Raw genomic sequence first — 17263 nt, 5'->3', positions numbered from 1 at the left:
TGGCGCAGGCCGGCATGGCACTGGAGGTGGCGGGGGCACAGCCCGGAGCCCCGGCGGGGTCGAAGGGGCAGCGCCCCTGGGATGGGACGGGTAGGGGCGGCGGGGGCGAGAAACCCGATCGCGACCCGCGCAAGCCACCGATCGGACGAATCACCTCTTTTCTCACCCAACCACCCTTAAATGGTCCGGTGACCCCGACCAACCGCCGGACGGCACTCCGCCTCCTCGCCGCAGGCGCCTTCACCACAGGCTGCGCAGCAACCGGCGCCGTCGCCCACCCCGCCCCCACCTCCACGCACGCCAAGCCCACTCCCACTCCCGCGCCCACCCCCCGCCGCTTCCCCGGCCACCCCACCCAGCTCACCCACGGCCCCCGCACCCACCCCCGCGTAGCCCTCACCTTCCACGGCCAGGGCGATCCCGCCATCGCCCGCAGCCTGCTCACCGAGGCCGAGCGCCACGGCGCGCACGTCACCGTCCTGGCCGTCGGCACCTGGCTGGACGCCCACCCCGACCTCGCCCGCCGCATCCTCGACGGCGGTCACGACCTCGGCAACCACACCCAGCGCCACCTCGACATCAACGCCATGTCGGAGGCCGACGCCCTCGCCGAGATCACCGCCTGCGCGGACCACCTCAAGCGGCTCACGGGATCCATCGGCACCTGGTTCCGCCCCTCACGCGCACCCCGCGCCTCCCCCCAGGTCACCCGCCTCGCCGCCCGCGCCGGCTACCCCCACGTCCTGTCCTACGACGTCGACTCGCTCGACTACACGCGGCCCGGCGCAGCCGCCGTCACCCGCCAGGTCCTCGGCGAGGTCCGCGCCGGATCCGTGGTGAGCCTGCACTTCGGCTACCCGGACACGGTCGCCGCCCTCCCCGCCGTACTGGAAGAACTCGACCGCCGCGGCCTGACCGCGGTGACCACGACGGAGCTGTTCAGCTGATGCACCGCACCCCCCGCGCCTCCCTCACCCGCACCCTTCTCCTCGGCGCCGCGCTCGCCGCCCTCGCCGCCTGCGGCACCGGCACCCGCGGTCACGAGAACGAGGCCCTCGGCACCAAGGCCGCGCTCCCGCCCGCCAAGGCGGCGAAGAAGGCCGTAGCCCAGGGACTGCCCGGCATGCCACCCGTCCTCGACCCGAAGGACGTCTACGCGGCCGACCGCCCGAACAGACTCTCCCCGGTGGTCAAGGACTTCCCGTCCCGCGTCTACGTCCCCAACACCAACTCCAACACTGTCTCGGTCATCGACCCGAAGACGTACAAGGTCATCGAGACCATCCCGGTCGGCGCCCAGCCCCAACACGTCGTGCCCTCCTGGGACTTGAAGACGCTGTGGGTCAACAACGACCGGGGCAACACCCTCACCCCCATCGACCCGAAGACCGGCAAGGCCGGTAAGACGGTCGACGTGCACGACCCGTACAACCTCTACTTCACGCCGAACGGCAAGTACGCCGTCGTCATGGCCTCCCTCGACCGCGAACTCGTCTTCCGCGACGCGCACACCATGAAGCGCATGAAGACCGTCCCGGTCAGCTGCTACGGCGTCAACCACGCCGACTTCTCCCTGGACGGCCGCTACTTCATCGTCTCCTGCGAGTTCAGCGGCGAACTCCTCAAGGTCGACACCGAGAAGATGAAGGTCGTCGGCCAGCAGAAACTCCCGTACGACGGCGCGATGCCCCAGGACGTCAAGATCTCCCCGGACGGCAAGAAGTTCTACATCGCCGACATGATGGCCGACGGCATGTGGGTCCTGGACGGCGACAAGTTCGGCAAACCCTCCTTCCTGCGCACCGGCAAGGGCTGCCACGGCCTCTACGTCAGCCGGGACTCACGCGAGATGTACATCTCCAACCGCGGCGAAGGCACCATCTCCATCTTCGACTTCACCGAGGACAAGCTCACCAAGAAGTGGCACCTGCCCGACGGCGGCAGCCCCGACATGGGCGGCGTCTCGGCCGACGGCAAAGTCCTGTGGCTGTCGGGCCGTTACAACTCCGAGGTGTACGCCGTCGACACCCGCACCGGCGCCCAACTGGCCCGCGTCAAGGTCGGCAGCGGCCCGCACGGCCTCGCCGTCTACCCGCAGCCGGGCCGCTACTCGCTCGGCCACACCGGCATCTTCCGCTGAGACACGGTCAGTTGGAGCGGGCGGGCAGCAACAGCGCCTCCGCGCCGACCGGCACATAACCCGCCGCCAGGAACGCCCGCATGCTGCGGGCGTTCCCCGGTGCGACCTGCGCCCACAGCGGCTCCGCGACGAGATGGCGGGCGGCGGTCACCAACTGCCGCCCCAGTCCCCGGTGTCGTACCGCGTCGTCCACCTCGACCGAGACCTCCAGCCGGCCGGCGATCCCGCGCCCCATGACAAGCACCCCGCCCTCCGCCGTCCACGCGCGCACGTCGTCGCGTCGGCCGTGGGCGTACGCGATGCGTGGGTGGTCGCCGTCGGTGATCTCCGTGAGCGGGAGGGGCGGTTCGCCGGGCAGCGGGGAGCCCACCAGCATCGCGTCGATGGTCTCGGCCGTGCGGCCCGTCCGGTCCAGGAGGGCGGTCAGGAAGCGTGGGTTCATCGGTGCCGCCAGCGCGTCGCACTCCACGGCGGCCAGGGTGTCGCGGACCCAGCGCGGGTCCTCGTCCGTGAAGACGACCGCGTGCGCGGTGAAGGCGAGGACACCCGCGTCCCGTTCGGACGCCTGGGGCACGACCGTCGTACCGCCGTCCGCCGGCGGGAAGACACCACGGGCCGCCGAGTCGAGAATGTCCCGCAACGTCTCCATCACCGCGCTCCTTGAGTCTCCACCCACTGGAAGGCCCACACTCCCAGACATGATCGACGACGGCACCGGACTTCTCACCATCGGAGAACTGGCCAGGTCCACCGGACTGACCGTGCGCACCATCCGCTACTGGTCGGACGAGGGCGTGCTCACCCCGGTGACCCGCTCCGCCGGCGGCTACCGGCTCTACGACGCCGAGTGCGCCGCCCGTCTCGAACTGATCCGCACCCTGCGCGAGTTGGGCCTCGGTCTGGACGACGTGCGCAAGGTGCTGGCCGGTGAGACGACGGTCGCGGCGGTGGCGGCGGCGCACGTACGGGCGCTGGACGCGCAGATCCGTTCCCTGAAGGTGACCCGTGCGGTGCTGTCGTCCGTGGCGCGACGCGGTTCGACCGCGGAGGAGATGACCCTGATGAACAGACTGGCACGGCTGTCGGCGGCCGAGCGACGGCGGATCATGGAGGACTTCGTGGACGAGCTGTTCCACGGGCTCGACCAGGTGGATCCGGCCATCGAGGAACGGATGCGCTCCATCGCGGTGGATCTGCCGGACGATCCGACGCCCGAGCAGGTGGACGCCTGGGTGGAACTGGCCGAGATGGTCCAGGACCCGGAGTTCCGGGCGCAGATGCGGCAGGTGATGGAGTTCAACGCGTCGGACCAGGACCGGGTCGCCGTCCGCGGGCGGTCCACCTGGTTCCCGATGCGGCTGGTGCAGCTGGGCGCGGAGGCCAGGGCGCAGGGCATCGCGCCCGAGTCGCCGGAGGCGGAGGCGATCGTGCGGGAGGTGCTGGGCGGCGGGGACCTCACCGTCGTACTGGAACGGATGGAGTCGGCGTCCAACGACCGGCTCGCCCGGTACCGGGAGTTGCTGGCCACGGTGAAGGGCGGCGGGCCCGCGGCGGCGCACCGGGAGGAGTTCGCATGGGTGGTCGCCGCACTGCGGGCTCGCACGGCCGGTTAATCTGGCCAGCGTCAACAAGCAGTAGTGCGTTACGAAGGGGCGGATCCGGTGGCGGACATCGAGGAAGCACGCAAGCATTTCCAGCGGATCGACACGGACGGTGACGGGTTCATCACCGCCGCCGAGTTCAAGACCGCCCTCGCTCAGGGAGGCGACTGGAACGTCACCGAGTCGGTCGCCGAGGTGATCATCAAGAGCCGTGACCTGAACGGCGACAAGGTCCTGTCCTTCGACGAGTTCTGGGCGCACCTGAACAAGTGACCCGAGCGTGAGACCTGAACGTGGAGGGCCGGTCCGATGGGGGGCCGGCCCTCCAATGTCACGCACCGCCGTCACCCGTTCGCCGCAGCCGACGGAATAGCCCCGGGATCTCCGGAGTTGATGCCACCCAGACGTATGCATGTGCATCGACTCCGGAAGGGTCTGTCATGAAGATCGGCATCATCGGCGCGGGCAACATCGGCGGCAACCTCACCCGGCGGCTCGCCGCCCTCGGTCACGACGTCTACGTGGCCAACTCCCGTGGCCCGCAGACCCTCACGGCGCTGGCCGAGGAGACCGGCGCGACCCCGGTCCCGGTCGAGGAGGCCGCCCGCGGCGCCGAGATCGTCGTCGTCACCATCCCGCTGAAGGGCGTACCGAAGCTGCCGTCCGGGGTGCTGGACGGGGCGGCCGACGGGCACGTCGTCCTCGACACCGGCAACTACTACCCCGGCCGCGACGGCCGGATCGCCGAGATCGAGGACGAGGGCCTGACCGAGAGCCGCTGGACCGAACGCCAGGTCGGCGGCCCGGTCGTGAAGGCCTTCAACGGCACCTACGCCGCCGACATCCTGGACCGGCACCGCCCGGCCGGCGCCCCCGACCGCCTCGCGCTCCCGGTCGCGGGCGACGACGAGGCGGCCAAGGCGAAGGTACGGGCGCTCATCGACGAACTCGGCTTCGACACCGTCGACGCGGGCGGCCTCGACGACTCCTGGCACCAGCAGCCGGGCACCCCGGTCTACGGCCTGCGCGGAGACACCGAGGCGGTCACGAAGGCACTGGCCGAGGCGAGCCCGGAACGCCCGGCGGACTTCCGGAGCTGAGGGGCCTGCGCCGGGTCCTTCTCCATCCGGAGCCTTTCGACATTGCGTGTGTCTGCGTGACGCATGTTCGACCCCCTCGTTGATCGGGTGATGTGCCGTACGGATCAACGTGGTTGGGGGATGGAGTGAGGACGTGCCGGGCGGGCGGGGACGGGTGGGTCTGTGGTCGGACTGCCGACGAGCATCGGCTCACGAGGGGCCTTTGTCCGGCCCACTACGCACAACAACGGAAGGGCGGAGGTCTGGTTCCGGTCGGTGCCGCTCGCGTGGTGTCGGAGAAGCCCATGTGTGGCTTCGGCGGATGTGCGCGAGCGGCGAGCGCCAGGAGACTGTGCACAGGCCACTACCAGCAGCACAGAGCCGGGAAGCCACTCTCCCCGCTGGGGACGAAGAGAGCCAACGGTGCCATCCGTGAAATGGCCGAGCGCGGAATCGTCGAGTGTCTCGGATGCGGCGAGCACAAGCCCATATCGGAGTTCTCACCGCTCACCTCAGCGGGTCCGCCGCGGCCGTACTGCAAGCCGTGCAACAGCGAGCGTGTTCGTCTTGGCAACTACAGGGTGACGAAAGAGTTCGTGGACCTGCTCCTGGAGTTCCAAGGTAAGAGGTGCGCCATTTGTGGAGCTCCCGACGCGGGGGCGAAAGCCATGCACATCGACCACGATCATGGATGTTGTCCCGGCCGTCGGAGCTGTGGTGATTGCGTGCGGGCCCTGCTCTGCTCCACGTGCAATTGGCGCGGCCTCGCCTGGTACGAGGCTCTTCCGGTCGCCCTTCGCACGTTCGACGTCCTGAACGACTACATGGCACATCCGCCCGCGCGTCGGCTCCGTACTCAACTGGTCGCTACGCGCGAGGGGTAGCCGTCACGCGCTCGCGGCCCACTTCTTCAGCGCGGCCTTGTCGGCGAAGTCGGCCACGTCCTTGTCGTGCGGGTCGCTGGTGTACTGGTGGAAGCGCCACTTGGCCTTGATGCGGGGTTTGGCGGCGGTGACGTAGTCGGCTATCCAGAGGCCGTCGCCGGCGTACGAGGTCGTGTCGACGTTCAGCCAGAAGTCGCGGTTCGTGTAGAGGATCACCCGATTGTTCGGCCGAAGTGCCTTCACCTTGCGGATGAAGCTGTCCTTCTCCGCGTTGGTCGCGCGGGTGCCGTCGCCGGTCGTCTCCCAGTCGACGGCGAGGATGTCGCCCGCCTTCTCGGGGGCGTGTTTGACGAAGTACTCGGCCTGGGCGGTGAGGTTGCCGGGCCACAGGAAGTGGTAGAAGCCGGCGACCAGGCCCGCCTCGCGGGCGTGCGTGGTCTGGGCGGAGAGCCTCGGGTTGACGTAACTGCGGCCCTCGGTCGCCTTGATGAAGACGAAGGAGAGGCCGTCCGTGTCGTAGGTGGCGGACTGGTACGCGCTGACATCTATGCCGCGGAGCATGTGGGGGCTCCCTGAAGTGTGAATGGGGGGACGGGAGTTGATGATGCCCCACCTGGTGGGCCGCCGCTATGCAGATGCGTCATATCGGCAGATTCGTCGGGTGCGGACTGGTGCGCGGACCGGCGCCCCGGGTCGAATGGGTGGGCAGCTGAACGCCCCCAGGCGCCGTGGCCCCCCGGCCTAAGGAGTCCGCTCCGCCATGACCTCCTCCCAAGCCACCGCCCTGCTGACCGGTCTTGCCGTCGTCATCATCGCGGCAGGGCTGCTCGGGCAGTTGGCCCGCAGATGCGGACAGCCTCCGGTGATCGGCGAGATCCTGGCCGGCATTCTTCTCGGCCCGACCCTCTTCGGCGGCGCCCTGACCCACGCGCTGCTGCCCGCCGACATCAGGCCGTTCCTCACCGCGCTGGCCGACGTCGGGGTCGCCGTCTTCATGTTCCTGGTCGGACTCGAGTTCGACCGCACTCTGGTCCGCGGCACCGGCCGGATCGCCGCCTCGGTCTCCCTCGCCTCGCTCCTGCTGCCGTGCGGTCTGGGCATGGCACTCGGCGCCTACCTGCTGCACAGCCATCCCAGCGACAACCGCACGGGGTTCGTGCTCTTCATGGGCGTCGCCATGTCCATCACCGCGTTCCCGGTCCTCGCCCGGATCCTCACCGACCGCGACCTGCACCGCACCCCGCTCGGCGCACTCGCCCTGTGCTGCGCCGCCGTCGCCGACGTACTGGCCTGGTCGCTGCTCGCCGTGGTGGTGGCCGTCGTCGCACCGGGCGGCCACCCCGAGCGGGCGCTGCTCTTCCTGCCGTATCTGCTGCTCATGCTCCATCCCGTACGACGGCTGCTCGGATGGCTGGTGAAGCGGCCGGCGGTCGCCGCGCAGCCGTCCGCGGTGCTGCTCGCCACGGTGTTCGCCGGGCTGCTGCTGTCCGGGGCGGCCACCGAGTGGATGGGGCTGCACTTCATCTTCGGCGCGTTCCTCTTCGGGGCCGTCGTCCCGCGCGCGGGCTCGGAGCGGCTCCGTGCCGACCTGCGCGAGCGGGTCGGCCTGGTCAACAACGTGCTGCTGCTCCCGGTGTTCTTCCTGGTCGCCGGTCTCCAGGTCGATCTGTCCGGGCTCGGCTGGTCCGACCTCGGCCAACTGGCGCTGATCCTGCTGGTGGCGACGGGCGGCAAGCTCGTCGGCGCGTACGCGGGAGCCTTCGCCGTCGGCCTCGACCGCCGTATCTCCGCCGCCCTGGCCGTCCTGATGAACACCCGCGGCCTCACCGAGCTGATCATCCTCAGCGTCGGACGCCAACTCGGCATCCTGGACGAGCGGTTGTACTCGCTGATGGTGGTGATGGCCCTGCTGACCACCGCGATGACGGGACCGCTCCTCGAAGCCGTCTACCCGCGTCGGCTCGCTCTGCGCGCGACCGCGGACGACATGACCCGAAGGCGCCGCGAGCAGATCCCGGTCAGGAGTCTGCCGGACTGAGTCCGGGGAGGTCTTCGGTCTCGTCGATGAAGGCGCGAGCCAGGTCGGACAGCCGGCGGTTGTGGGAGCGGGCGTAGCTCCGCAAGGTGGTGAAGGCCTGTTCCATGTCCGTGTGCCGGCGTTCGGCGAGCTTGCCCTTGGCCTGCTCGATCAGGACGCGGCTGGTGAAGGCCGACTGCAACTGCTCGTTCAGGAGCGTGCTGCGCTCGGTGGTGCGCTGCTGAAGGACGCTGATGGTGGCGACATCGGCGAGGGCCTGGGCGAAGGGGGTGCCGGCGGGGTCGACGGCCACCGGACCGGTGTGGAAGAGGTTGAGGGCGCCGACGACCTCGTCGCGCAGTCGCATGGGCAGCGCCTGCACGGAGTTGAAGCCGATGCGCCGGGCCTGGGCGGTGAACAGGGGCCAGCGGTCGGTCTCGGCGCGCAGGTCGGGCACGGTGACCGCGGTCCCGCTGTGGAAGCAGTCCAGACAGGGGCCTTCGTGGTTCTGGAGCTGGAAGAGCTCCAGCAGGCGGACCCGTTCGTCGGAGGCGGCCATGACGCGCAGGGCGCCGTCGCGGTCGGCGAGCAGGACGCCCGCCGCGCTCGCGTCGAGCAGGTCCACGCAGCGGTCGGTGAGCAGGCGCAGGAAGTCCACGAGGTCGAAGTCGGCGACGAGACTGTCCGCCAGCTCGACGAACGTCCGGGCCATCAGCTGTTCCTTCATGGCGCACACCCTCTGGTCGCGGCCAGCGTAGTCCCGGGCCGGGCGCGGCGGGGCGTCGTCGCCCGGCATGTGTGACCGAAAAGCCACCGGTTGTGTCCATCGCGTGCAGGTGAAACTCCGGCGACCGGGCAGGCGTCAACGACAACCCATGGAAGCCGACGGGCGCCATCGGACCAATGGACGCCCGCGAACACCAAGTGCCATCAGGGATGTTGAGGGATATATCGGTGGGGAATCGCAGTGATGAATCAGTGAGGAAACGCGGCGAGGAAGCGGAGGGGACACGTACCGAAGAAGGGGGAGAGGAGCCCAAGCGCAAAGTGCTCGACCTGACCGCCGTGCAGGTGGCGGCGAGCGCGCTCGCGACCGTCGTGGGGGCGTTCCTGGCCTCCCTGTTGGGGGTGGCCGGGACGATCATCGGCGCCGCCGTGGTCAGCGCCAGCGCCACCACCGGAGCGGCGGTCTTCACGCACGCCTTCCGGCGGACGGGGGAGGAGATCCGCAACCGGGTGCCGCTGGTGGGGGTGCCGAGAACGCCGACCGAGGAGCGGGCACAGGCGCGCGCGGACGCCCGGGCGGCGTTCGCGTTACCGCCGGACGGCTCGGCCACCGGCTCGACTGTCGGCGCGCCCGCCGGCTCGGCCGGAGACGATGAACCGCCCTTCGTGGCTCCCGCGGGCGAGACGGTCACCACCTATCGGGGCGGCTCCCGGCGCCGCGCCTTCGCCTGGAGGAACTTCGCCTGGAAGAACTTCGGCTGGAAGAAGTACGCCCTCGCCACCGGCCTGGTGTTCGCGCTGGCCATGGTCACCGTGACCGCGGTCGAGCTGATCGCGGGCAAGCCGGTGTCGGCCGTGGTCAAGAACGAGCCGGGCAAGGGCACTTCGGTGGGCGGCGGCTCGGCCGGCGACTCCCACCCCACGCCCAGGCCGAGCCTCACCCCGGGCACGTCCGGCAATACGACGCCGCAGCCGGGCAGTTCGGCCGCGCCGGACGCGAGCGCGACGCCGGAGACCGGGTCCGGCTCCGAGTCCGACTCCGGTTCGGATTCAGGCTCCGGCTCCAGCCAGGGCTCCACTCCCGAGTCCAGCCCCACGCCCGAGACTTCGCCGTCGTCCGTACCGTCCGGCGGTGGCGCTCTCAACAGCTCCGACGTGACCGCCCCGTGAGGCGGCGGACCGAGGCCGGTCCGGAGCGGTGGTTCCGATCTCAGGGGGTACCGGGAAGAACAGGGGCGCCGCGACCGGGCGGACCGCGAGCCGCTCGGCCGACGACCGGAGAACGTGAGAGGTGGATGACGTGCAGCGCACAGCCATGCTTCCCAAGAGCTGGTGGGGGTCGCGGACCGAGCCCCCGGCGGACGACGACCGGGCCGGCCAGGACGTCGACATGGCCTGCGGCATGGTGATGGCCCTGGCCCCCTGCGGCCGCGTACCGGCCAGGAACCTGCTCGTGGACGTCGCCCGGCAGTGCAACACCGACCTCCAGGACGTGGCCGCGGCCCTGGTCGCCGCCTGGGAGGGCGAGCCGCTCCCACGCCTGATGCGGCGGGGCCTGCGGCGCGCGCTGCGGCGGCTGTACGCGGAGGACCGAGGGTGCGGGCGGGTACCCGGTCAGGAACCGTTCGGAAGGGGAACACCATGATTCACGCAGCGGATGTCCGAGAGTGGCGCGACCGGGACGTCGTGGACGAGGAGTCGCACAAGATCGGCGTGCTGGAGGCCGTGTACGTGAGCACCAGGACCGACGAACCGGCCATGGCGACGGTACGGATCGGCCTGCCCACCCGGCACCGGCTGATCTTCGTCCCGCTGGCCGACGCGACCGTCGGGCCGGACTACGTCCGGGTCGGCTACGCCCGGGCGCTGGTGAAGCAGGCCCCGTCGATCGGCACGGACGACGTGCTGCCGGCCGAGGCGGAGGAAGCGATCTTCAAGCACTACGGTCTGGCCTACCAGCCAGGTGCGGCGGGCGAACGCCAACTGGCGCGCCGCTGACGGCAGTTGGAGTCGGGAGTCAGGGCTGCTCGTCGCTAGGGTCCACGTTGGGCTCCGCCGTCGGCTCCTGCTCCGGGGAGAAACGGAGCCGGTGGGCGACCACGTCCGCGGCCACGTCGGCGAGCCGGCGGCCCCGCATGTAGGCGTGCGCGCGCAGTCGTACGAAGGCCTCGTCGATGCCGACACCGAGCTGGACGGTGAGGATGCCGGTGGCCTGGTCGATCTCGGCCCGGTAGCCGCCGAGGTCCTCGACGTTCCGGTCGGGCGCGGGCGCCCCGGCCGCCGGTTCACCGCTCGCCGTACCCGTCCCGTCGATCCGGGTGTCGAGCAGCAGTACGGTCGCGAGGTCGGCGAAGGCCAGTGCGTCGGCCAGTTCCTCCGGGTCCAGCACGGTCGGCACCTCGGCGTACAGGTCCAGGACGCCCGGGCTGATCGCGCCGATCCGCAGCGGCAGCGCGAACACCGCGCGCGCTCCGGCCGCCAGGGCCGCGTCGGTGAACACGCTCCACCGGTCCTGGAGCCGGCCGACGAGCAGATCGGGGGTGAGGACGGCCGAGCCCCGCGCGAAGGCTTCGAGACAGGGTCCTTCGCCCAAGGTGAGCTGGAGTTCCTCCAGCTGCTCGCTGACGGTGTCGGTGCTGCACAGCGGATGGCTGCCGGCGGTCCGGGACATGGCGGAAAGCCCGGCCCCGCCGACCGGGAGCGCGGCCACGGCAGCGGCGCACACGTCCACCACACCGACCCGGCCGCCGCGACGGGCGGCCTGCTCGGCGACCAGCAGGTGGATGCGGGCCGACCGTCGGGCGGACCTCACCCCGGCCACCGGGCGTCGTGCGCGGGCGCCTCCCGCTCCGTCACCGCGGGTCGCCCGAGAGGACGGGCGCCGGTGGCCCGAACTCCTCGCCGGGGACCAGGAATCCGGAGCCGGTGAGGTGGAGGATCAGGCTTAGGGTGGGCGGCGGGTGGTGCAGCCGCAGGGCCCCGCCCGCCGCGGTGACCCCCTGGGCGGCGTACAGGAAGACGTTCAGGCCGCTGCAGTCGCAGAAGGTGACGGCGGTGAGGTCGATGTCGAGGGTGTGGACGCCCTCGCGCCGACATTGCGCGAGGGCCGTGCGCACCAGTGGGGCCGAGGTCAGGTCGATCTCGCCGGCCAGCGTGATCAGGGCCCGCTTCCTGCGGTCGTGGCGGTGGACGGTGAGCTGCGGGAAGGGCATGACGCCTCGGTTCGGAGGACCATCCGGGAGCGGACGTGGAGGCGGAGCGGGGCCCGGTCCGACAGCCTGTGGCACAGGTCGGCGGACCCACCCGATTCCCTCCGGGGACGCGCCGGGCCACGGACGAGAGGTCCGCTGCCCGGGTCATCTGTGTCGGTCTACGACGAGCCGCCGGGGTCTGGGACGTCCTCGCTCCACCTTAGTCCTCCACCGGTCCCGCGGACCGGGGTCGGTTCCTCCGGAAACCGAAAACCCCTAGTCGCGCAGGAAGTTCAGCACCTGCTGGACGAAGAGCTCGTGGTGCCGGGACTGGTCCACCGGCCCTGAACAGCGCATGATCCGCGTAGTACCGGACTCCGCGAAGGGAACGACGACGTGCGGCACATGAGGGCGGTCCCGCTGGACGAGGCCGATGAGCGGTTCGGCGTCCGGTCACTGTTCCACCTCGGAGCGAACGCCGACGCCGGGGTCGTCGTCCTCGACGGTGACACCACCCTGGAGAAGCTGCCCCTCGACTACTCGCACCTCGACACCTGGTCCGGCCTGGCGAAGACCCAGCCGGACATGTTCCTGGGTGTGGTGGTCGACGGGGACCTCACCGTCACCGACTGGATCACCAACTGGGAGTGGGACTTCGGCCCGTTCCTCCTGGTGCGCGGCGACCTACGGGCCAAGAACCTCGCCACGGCCGGCAGCGAGATCCTGGTCGAGGGAGACCTCGACGTCACACAGACCCTCGCCGGCGTCTACAACCACGGCCGCACCGTCATCAAGGGACACACCCGCGCCGAGGTCGTGCTGACCGACCAGCACCTGACCGAGTTCCACGGCGGCCTCCGCGCCGAGTTGGGCATCGCCGGCAACTTCCTCAGGGTCGCGGACCCGGCGACGGTCCAGGTCAACGGCTGGGCGGGGTACGTCTGCGACCTCCAGGGCACGATCCTGCCGGGCCTCGGCACGCGCTCGACCCGGGCCCTGCGCGCCCTCGACCCCGACTTCCGGGAGCTGGACACCAGGGCGGTCCTGAAGGCGGTCGAGGCCGGTCGCTCCCTGCTGGACACGCCCGATCGAGTCGCCGCCGGGACGCCCGCCGACGCGGTCCGCGACGCACTGCGCCTGGCCGGACACCGTGAGCACGACCGCTGGGACGACGGCTTCGTCGTCGACGCGGGCCGGGACGGAGAACCGTACGAGGTGTACTTCTGCGAGGCCGACGAGCCGGACGAGCCCGGTGAACCCGGTGCGCCGGAAGTCCTCGATCCCGCAACGGAGTTGGGCCGCTGGACGGAGACCCTGACGGCCGCCGGGTATCAGGTGGGCGTCGATCCCCACGACGAGGACGTGCTGCGCGTCCACCGCTGAGCGATCAGGTCGGCCATTCCGGTGCGGAGAGCGTCGCGTTGAGGGCGTCGAGGAGGACCTGGGCGGGCTGGGACGCGGGCGGTTTGCCGTGCACCGCGGCCACGACCTGTCGGCGCATGCCGGCGATCCGGTCGAGTCTGACCCCGGGGTGCCGGTTGGCGAGGAGGGTCAGGCCGGGCAGCAGGCTCACGCCGAGACCGGCCGCGACGAGCGCCTGTACGGCGACGTAGTCATCGGTCTCGAACTCGACGACCGGCGTGAACCCGGCCCGTCCGCAGGCCGCGACGAGATGCTCGCGGCAGCGTTCGCACCCGGCGATCCAGCGGGTCTCCGCGTAGGTGGCCAGCTCCGCGCGGGGCCCGTCCCAGGAGCGGTCGACCGGCGTGACCATGTACAGCGGCTCTTCGAGCAGCGGTGTCATGGTCGTGTCGCGGCGGTCGCGCGCGGGCGGGTCGCCGTGCTCGAAGATCAGCGCCACGTCGACGTCGTTGTTGCGCAGGGCGCTGAGCGCGTCCGGCGGTTCGGCCTCGCGCAGGATGAGCTCGATGCCCGGATGGTCGGCGGCGATACGGGCCGCCGCGAGCGGCACCAGCGTGGCCAGCGCGGAAGGGAAGGCGGCCAGTCGGACCCGGCCGGTGCGCAGTCCGGCCAGCTCGTCCAGTTCGGCGTGCACCGACTCGACCTGCGCGAGAATCGACTCGGCGCGCTCCACGAGGAGCCGGCCCGCGTCGGTGAGCCGGATACCGCGCCCCATCCGCTGCAACAGCGGGACGCCGACCTCGGCCTCCAGCTTGGCGAGCTGATGGCTGACCGACGGCTGGGCGTAGTGCAGCGACTCCGCGGCCGCCGTGATCGACCCCTCACGGGCGACGGCGACCAGCACGCGCAGCCGACTCAGGTCGATCATGCGCGAATGATAGCCCGCGTCGATGAAAGCCTCGAAAACACGCATTGGACCGTTACCGGGCCCGCTGCGAGGGTGAATCGATAGTGGGTGCGAGTGAGTTCGACCGCATCTGTCTTGTACGTATCCCGTCCCGTACGTATCTGTATGTGCTGTTACGTATCTGTACGTTTCCGTACGTATCCCCGTCGGTGATCTCACCTCTCACGCGTGCCCGGCTCCGGGCGCGGAAGCGGAAGGAGACGCTGTATGACCACCACTGCTGTGAATCCACCGTCGCGTTCGATGTCGGTGGGCGACCGCGCGGCACGGACCCTGGCGAACGCCACCAAGACCGTCCCGCAGATGACGTCGATCACGCCTCGCTGGCTGGTCCACCTGATGTCCTGGGTGCCGGTCGAGGCCGGTATCTACCGGGTGAACAAGGTCGTCCACCCCGAGTCGGTACGCATCGAGTGCGACAACTACGACGAGTCCCCGCTGCCCGACACCTTCGTCGACTACTCGCAGGAGCCCCGGGAGTACCGGCTCAAGGCCGTTCAGACGGTCCTGGACCTGCACACCCGGATCGCCGACCTGTACTCCAGCCCGCACAACCAGACCGCACAGCAGCTGCGGCTGACCATCGAGGCGGTGAAGGAGCACCAGGAGGGCGAACTGATCAACAGCCCGGACTACGGGATGCTCGCCAGCGTCGCGGACGGGCAGCGCATCACCACGCTGGGCGGGCCGCCGACGCCGGACGATCTGGACGCCCTCATCACCAAGGTGTGGAAGCAGCCGGCCTTCTTCCTCACCCACCCGGAGGGCATCGCCGCGTTCGGCAGGGAGTGCACCCGGCGCGGTGTGCCGCCGGCCACGGTGAGCATGTTCGGCTCGCAGTTCATCACCTGGCGCGGACTGCCGATCATCCCCTCGGACAAGGTCCCGCTGGAGAACGGAAAGACCAAGTTCCTGCTGCTGCGCACCGGTGAGTCGCGCCAGGGCGTGGTCGGACTCTTCCAGCCCGGACTCTCGGGAGAGCAGGGGATGGGTCTCTCGGTCCGCTTCATGCAGATCGACCGCAGCGCCATCGCCTCCTATCTGATCTCCCTGTACTGCTCCCTCGCGGTGCTCACCGAGGACGCGCTCGCGGTGCTCGACGACGTCGAGGTGGACAAGTTCCATGACTACGCCCCGAGTTACCGGTAGCCATGACCACGCCCTCACCCACCGATAACGGATCCGCCCCGGCGTGGCTGCCGGACGAGGAGACGCTGAGCAGGCTGGCCGGGGAGTTCTTCCGAGCTCTCCCCGGGCAGCCGACGGACATGGGCGCCGACATGGGTACGGACAACGGCGCCGACACGGGTACGGCCATGGAGACGCCGGTTCCCGACGGCCACCCCGCCCCGGCCCCGGTCCTCGACGGCCACCCGCAAGGGGCACCGGCCCCGACGGAATGGCCGACGCCGACCGGCCTGCCGATCCAGTCGGAGTGGCCGACGCCGACCGGCCTGCCGGTGCAGTCGGAGTGGCCCACGCCGACCGGCCTGCCGGTGCAGTCGGAGTGGCCCGCGCCCACCGGTCTGCCGTCCGCCGACCCGCCCCCGCCCGCGCCGACCGCCGGGATGAGCCCGCCCTCCGGGCCGCCCCCGACCAGCGCTCCGGCCACGTTCGCGGCGAGCGCGCCCGGCCTCGCCGGACCCACCCCGGAGCTGCCGGTCACGCCGGTGACCCCCGCCCCCGCCGGGCCCTCCGGTCCGCCGCCGGTCACCTCACCGTCCCCGCCGGCCCAACTCCCGGCCGCCGGGCCGTACTACTTCCTCACCGAGGCACCCGGCTTCCCCGCTCAGCCGCCGGAGCTGCCCGGCTTCGGGCACCTGGGGCTGCCGCCCCTCCCGCCCCTCTTCGAGCCCGGGCCGGCGACGGCCACGACGACGCCGTACTACTTCCTCCGCGAACCCGGCGCACCTGGCGTGCCCGACGCGCCCGGTGCCCCCGAGGGGCTGCCGCTCGACCCGCACCCGGCGTTCGACGTGCACGCGGTGCGGCGGGACTTCCCGATCCTGTCCGAGCTGGTCAACGGGCGTCCGCTGATCTGGCTGGACAACGCCGCGACCACGCAGAAACCGCAGGCGGTGATCGACCGGCTGGCCGAGTTCTACTCGCGGGAGAACTCCAACATCCACCGCGCGGCACACGAGTTGGCGGCGCGGGCGACGGACGCGTACGAGGGCGCCAGGAAGACCGTCGCCCGGTTCGTCGGGGCGGGTTCCGCCGAGGAGATCGTGTTCGTGCGGGGCACCACCGAGGCGATCAACCTGGTCGCCAAGGCATGGGGCCCCAAGAACCTCCGCGCGGGCGACGAGATCGTGCTCTCCCACCTGGAGCACCACGCCAACATCGTGCCCTGGCAGATGATCGCGCAGCAGACCGGTGCGGTGATCAAGGTGATCCCGGTCGACGACGACGGGCAGGTGCTGCTCGACGAGTACACCGCGCTGCTGTCCGACCGCACCAAACTGGTCGCGGTCACCCAACTCTCCAACGCGCTCGGCACCGTCGTACCGGTCGAGCAGATCATCGCGAGCGCGCACCGGGCCGGCGCACGGGTCCTCATCGACGCGGCGCAGTCCGTCCCGCATCTGCCGATCGACGTCACGGTGCTGGACGCGGACTTCCTGGTCTTCTCCGGGCACAAGCTGTTCGGCCCGACCGGGATCGGCGTGCTCTACGCCAAGCGCGAGGTCCTTGAGGACATGCCTCCGTGGGAGGGCGGCGGCAACATGATCACCGACGTCACCTTCGAGAAGTCCAGCTACCAGCCCCCGCCGGGCCGCTTCGAGGCCGGCACCGGCAACATCGCCGACGCGGTGGGCCTCGCCGCGGCCATCGACTACGTCGAGCGCATCGGCCTGCCGAACATCGCCGCGTACGAGCACACCCTGCTCGAACACGCCACGGACGGTCTGCGCGGGGTACCCGGACTCCGGCTGATCGGCACGGCCCCCGACAAGGCGAGCATCGCGTCCTTCGTCCTGGACGGCTACGAGCCCGCCGAGGTCGGCACCGCCCTCAACGAGGAGGGAATCGCGGTGCGTTCGGGCCACCACTGCGCACAGCCGATCCTGCGCCGCTACGGCCTGGAGGCCACGGTCCGTCCGTCGTTCGCCTTCTACAACACGCACGAGGAGGTGGACACGCTGATCAGGGCGGTTCAGCGGTTGGCGGGGCGACGCGGGGGTCACCACTAGCCCGGGCCACCACCCCGAGTCATCGACGCGCGCTGCCCGGACGGGATCCCTCGACCTGGGCCACCAGATCCTGCGTGAGCTGCTCCATGACCGCGAGGTACA

Annotated in this window: 20 protein-coding genes; 13 read left to right on the top strand and 7 right to left on the bottom strand. The window is 70.7% G+C overall.

The genetic code is table 11. From position 1 onward, the window contains the following. Positions 1-188: 188 nt before the first annotated feature. Together ACWDR3_RS42420 and ACWDR3_RS42415 are read left to right on the top strand one after the other, a co-directional pair. Entirely contained in the window at positions 189-947 is a 759-nt protein-coding gene (locus tag ACWDR3_RS42420) for a polysaccharide deacetylase family protein (RefSeq protein ID WP_450357952.1), read from the top strand. Next, positions 947-2140: a YVTN family beta-propeller repeat protein gene (locus ACWDR3_RS42415; RefSeq protein ID WP_450357951.1), complete on the top strand. Its 1194-nt coding sequence runs from the start codon at positions 947-949 to the stop codon at positions 2138-2140. The genes ACWDR3_RS42420 and ACWDR3_RS42415 overlap by 1 nt, the downstream gene beginning before the upstream one ends. 7 nt (positions 2141-2147) lie before the next feature. Here ACWDR3_RS42415 and ACWDR3_RS42410 read toward each other — a convergent pair whose 3' ends face one another. Continuing rightward, positions 2148-2789 (bottom strand): GNAT family N-acetyltransferase, encoded by a 642-nt coding sequence (locus ACWDR3_RS42410; RefSeq protein ID WP_450357950.1) that lies wholly within the window; start codon positions 2787-2789, stop codon positions 2148-2150. Between the two features lie 49 nt (positions 2790-2838). Here ACWDR3_RS42410 and ACWDR3_RS42405 point away from each other — a divergent pair, with 49 nt between their 5' ends. The 4 genes from ACWDR3_RS42405 to ACWDR3_RS42390 all read left to right on the top strand — a co-directional run bounded on the left by ACWDR3_RS42405 (position 2839) and on the right by ACWDR3_RS42390 (position 5704). Beyond that, positions 2839-3753, top strand: a complete 915-nt coding sequence (locus ACWDR3_RS42405; RefSeq protein WP_450357949.1) for a MerR family transcriptional regulator — start codon at positions 2839-2841, stop codon at positions 3751-3753. Positions 3754-3801: 48 nt separating this feature from the next. Next, the gene (locus tag ACWDR3_RS42400; RefSeq protein ID WP_123997625.1) at positions 3802-4014 is read left to right on the top strand and encodes an EF-hand domain-containing protein; all 213 of its coding nucleotides are present in this window, start codon (positions 3802-3804) and stop codon (positions 4012-4014) included. A gap of 167 nt (positions 4015-4181) precedes the next feature. Next, positions 4182-4841 (top strand): NADPH-dependent F420 reductase, encoded by a 660-nt coding sequence (locus tag ACWDR3_RS42395; protein ID WP_450357948.1) that lies wholly within the window; start codon positions 4182-4184, stop codon positions 4839-4841. A gap of 284 nt (positions 4842-5125) precedes the next feature. After that, positions 5126-5704, top strand: a complete 579-nt coding sequence (locus tag ACWDR3_RS42390; RefSeq protein ID WP_450357953.1) for an endonuclease domain-containing protein — start codon at positions 5126-5128, stop codon at positions 5702-5704. Positions 5705-5707: 3 nt separating this feature from the next. On the opposite strand, the gene ACWDR3_RS42385 is transcribed toward ACWDR3_RS42390, so the two are convergent. Next, complete coding sequence (locus ACWDR3_RS42385) at positions 5708-6265, bottom strand: glycoside hydrolase family 25 protein (protein WP_450357947.1); 558 nt, start codon at positions 6263-6265, stop codon at positions 5708-5710. A 199-nt stretch (positions 6266-6464) separates the two neighbouring features. Between ACWDR3_RS42385 and ACWDR3_RS42380 the strand changes: the two genes are divergently transcribed. Then, complete coding sequence (locus tag ACWDR3_RS42380) at positions 6465-7742, top strand: cation:proton antiporter domain-containing protein (RefSeq protein ID WP_450357946.1); 1278 nt, start codon at positions 6465-6467, stop codon at positions 7740-7742. On the opposite strand, the gene ACWDR3_RS42375 is transcribed toward ACWDR3_RS42380, so the two are convergent. Beyond that, positions 7723-8448, bottom strand: coding sequence for a GAF and ANTAR domain-containing protein (locus ACWDR3_RS42375; RefSeq protein ID WP_450357945.1), 726 nt, complete (start codon positions 8446-8448; stop codon positions 7723-7725). The two genes, ACWDR3_RS42380 and ACWDR3_RS42375, sit on opposite strands and share 20 nt — an antisense overlap. 320 nt (positions 8449-8768) lie before the next feature. Here ACWDR3_RS42375 and ACWDR3_RS42370 point away from each other — a divergent pair, with 320 nt between their 5' ends. The 3 genes from ACWDR3_RS42370 (at position 8769) to ACWDR3_RS42360 (ending at position 10445) form a co-directional block, all read left to right on the top strand. After that, on the top strand, positions 8769-9617 hold the full coding sequence (locus ACWDR3_RS42370) for a hypothetical protein (protein ID WP_450357944.1): 849 nt from the start codon (positions 8769-8771) through the stop codon (positions 9615-9617). Positions 9618-9747: 130 nt separating this feature from the next. Next, on the top strand, positions 9748-10092 hold the full coding sequence (locus ACWDR3_RS42365) for an ANTAR domain-containing protein (protein ID WP_450357943.1): 345 nt from the start codon (positions 9748-9750) through the stop codon (positions 10090-10092). Beyond that, positions 10089-10445 carry a PRC-barrel domain-containing protein gene (locus ACWDR3_RS42360; RefSeq protein WP_450357942.1) on the top strand — a complete coding sequence of 119 codons (357 nt, stop codon included), beginning with the start codon at positions 10089-10091 and terminating at the stop codon, positions 10443-10445. Before ACWDR3_RS42365 ends, ACWDR3_RS42360 begins: the two co-directional genes overlap by 4 nt. A gap of 19 nt (positions 10446-10464) precedes the next feature. Here ACWDR3_RS42360 and ACWDR3_RS42355 read toward each other — a convergent pair whose 3' ends face one another. The 3 genes from ACWDR3_RS42355 to ACWDR3_RS42345 all read right to left on the bottom strand — a co-directional run bounded on the left by ACWDR3_RS42355 (position 10465) and on the right by ACWDR3_RS42345 (position 12043). After that, entirely contained in the window at positions 10465-11259 is a 795-nt protein-coding gene (locus ACWDR3_RS42355) for an ANTAR domain-containing protein (protein WP_450357941.1), read from the bottom strand. A 40-nt stretch (positions 11260-11299) separates the two neighbouring features. After that, positions 11300-11659, bottom strand: coding sequence for an STAS domain-containing protein (locus ACWDR3_RS42350; RefSeq protein ID WP_450357940.1), 360 nt, complete (start codon positions 11657-11659; stop codon positions 11300-11302). A gap of 255 nt (positions 11660-11914) precedes the next feature. Next, positions 11915-12043: a hypothetical protein gene (locus ACWDR3_RS42345; protein WP_450357939.1), complete on the bottom strand. Its 129-nt coding sequence runs from the start codon at positions 12041-12043 to the stop codon at positions 11915-11917. Here ACWDR3_RS42345 and ACWDR3_RS42340 point away from each other — a divergent pair. Further along, positions 12035-13021, top strand: coding sequence for a hypothetical protein (locus tag ACWDR3_RS42340; protein ID WP_450357938.1), 987 nt, complete (start codon positions 12035-12037; stop codon positions 13019-13021). The two genes, ACWDR3_RS42345 and ACWDR3_RS42340, sit on opposite strands and share 9 nt — an antisense overlap. 4 nt (positions 13022-13025) lie before the next feature. Here ACWDR3_RS42340 and ACWDR3_RS42335 read toward each other — a convergent pair whose 3' ends face one another. Beyond that, positions 13026-13928 carry a LysR family transcriptional regulator gene (locus tag ACWDR3_RS42335; RefSeq protein WP_450357937.1) on the bottom strand — a complete coding sequence of 301 codons (903 nt, stop codon included), beginning with the start codon at positions 13926-13928 and terminating at the stop codon, positions 13026-13028. 246 nt (positions 13929-14174) lie between these two features. Here ACWDR3_RS42335 and ACWDR3_RS42330 point away from each other — a divergent pair, with 246 nt between their 5' ends. Then, a complete protein-coding gene (locus ACWDR3_RS42330; protein WP_450357936.1) occupies positions 14175-15116 on the top strand; it encodes a family 2A encapsulin nanocompartment shell protein in 942 nt (313 codons plus the stop codon). A 2-nt stretch (positions 15117-15118) separates the two neighbouring features. Next, a complete protein-coding gene (locus ACWDR3_RS42325; protein WP_450357935.1) occupies positions 15119-17161 on the top strand; it encodes a family 2A encapsulin nanocompartment cargo protein cysteine desulfurase in 2043 nt (680 codons plus the stop codon). Positions 17162-17263: the final 102 nt, after the last annotated feature.

Source organism: Streptomyces sp. NPDC001002, from assembly GCF_053599215.1.
Note: the sequence above shows the minus strand (reverse complement) of the source record. Positions and strands in the feature narration are given on the sequence as shown.

Excerpts from the sequence above, each read along its gene's own strand:
- ACWDR3_RS42410 (WP_450357950.1), bottom strand. The coding sequence starts at position 2,789 with ATGGAGACGTTGCGGGACATTCTCGACTCGGCGGCCCGTGGTGTCTTC.
- ACWDR3_RS42385 (WP_450357947.1), bottom strand. The coding sequence starts at position 6,265 with ATGCTCCGCGGCATAGATGTCAGCGCGTACCAGTCCGCCACCTACGAC.
- ACWDR3_RS42390 (WP_450357953.1), top strand. The coding sequence starts at position 5,126 with ATGTGTGGCTTCGGCGGATGTGCGCGAGCGGCGAGCGCCAGGAGACTG.
- ACWDR3_RS42330 (WP_450357936.1), top strand. The coding sequence starts at position 14,175 with ATGACCACCACTGCTGTGAATCCACCGTCGCGTTCGATGTCGGTGGGC.
- ACWDR3_RS42395 (WP_450357948.1), top strand. The coding sequence starts at position 4,182 with ATGAAGATCGGCATCATCGGCGCGGGCAACATCGGCGGCAACCTCACC.
- ACWDR3_RS42380 (WP_450357946.1), top strand. The coding sequence starts at position 6,465 with ATGACCTCCTCCCAAGCCACCGCCCTGCTGACCGGTCTTGCCGTCGTC.
- ACWDR3_RS42415 (WP_450357951.1), top strand. The coding sequence starts at position 947 with ATGCACCGCACCCCCCGCGCCTCCCTCACCCGCACCCTTCTCCTCGGC.
- ACWDR3_RS42405 (WP_450357949.1), top strand. The coding sequence starts at position 2,839 with ATGATCGACGACGGCACCGGACTTCTCACCATCGGAGAACTGGCCAGG.
- ACWDR3_RS42360 (WP_450357942.1), top strand. The coding sequence starts at position 10,089 with ATGATTCACGCAGCGGATGTCCGAGAGTGGCGCGACCGGGACGTCGTG.
- ACWDR3_RS42375 (WP_450357945.1), bottom strand. The coding sequence starts at position 8,448 with ATGAAGGAACAGCTGATGGCCCGGACGTTCGTCGAGCTGGCGGACAGT.
- ACWDR3_RS42335 (WP_450357937.1), bottom strand. The coding sequence starts at position 13,928 with ATGATCGACCTGAGTCGGCTGCGCGTGCTGGTCGCCGTCGCCCGTGAG.
- ACWDR3_RS42350 (WP_450357940.1), bottom strand. The coding sequence starts at position 11,659 with ATGCCCTTCCCGCAGCTCACCGTCCACCGCCACGACCGCAGGAAGCGG.
- ACWDR3_RS42325 (WP_450357935.1), top strand. The coding sequence starts at position 15,119 with ATGACCACGCCCTCACCCACCGATAACGGATCCGCCCCGGCGTGGCTG.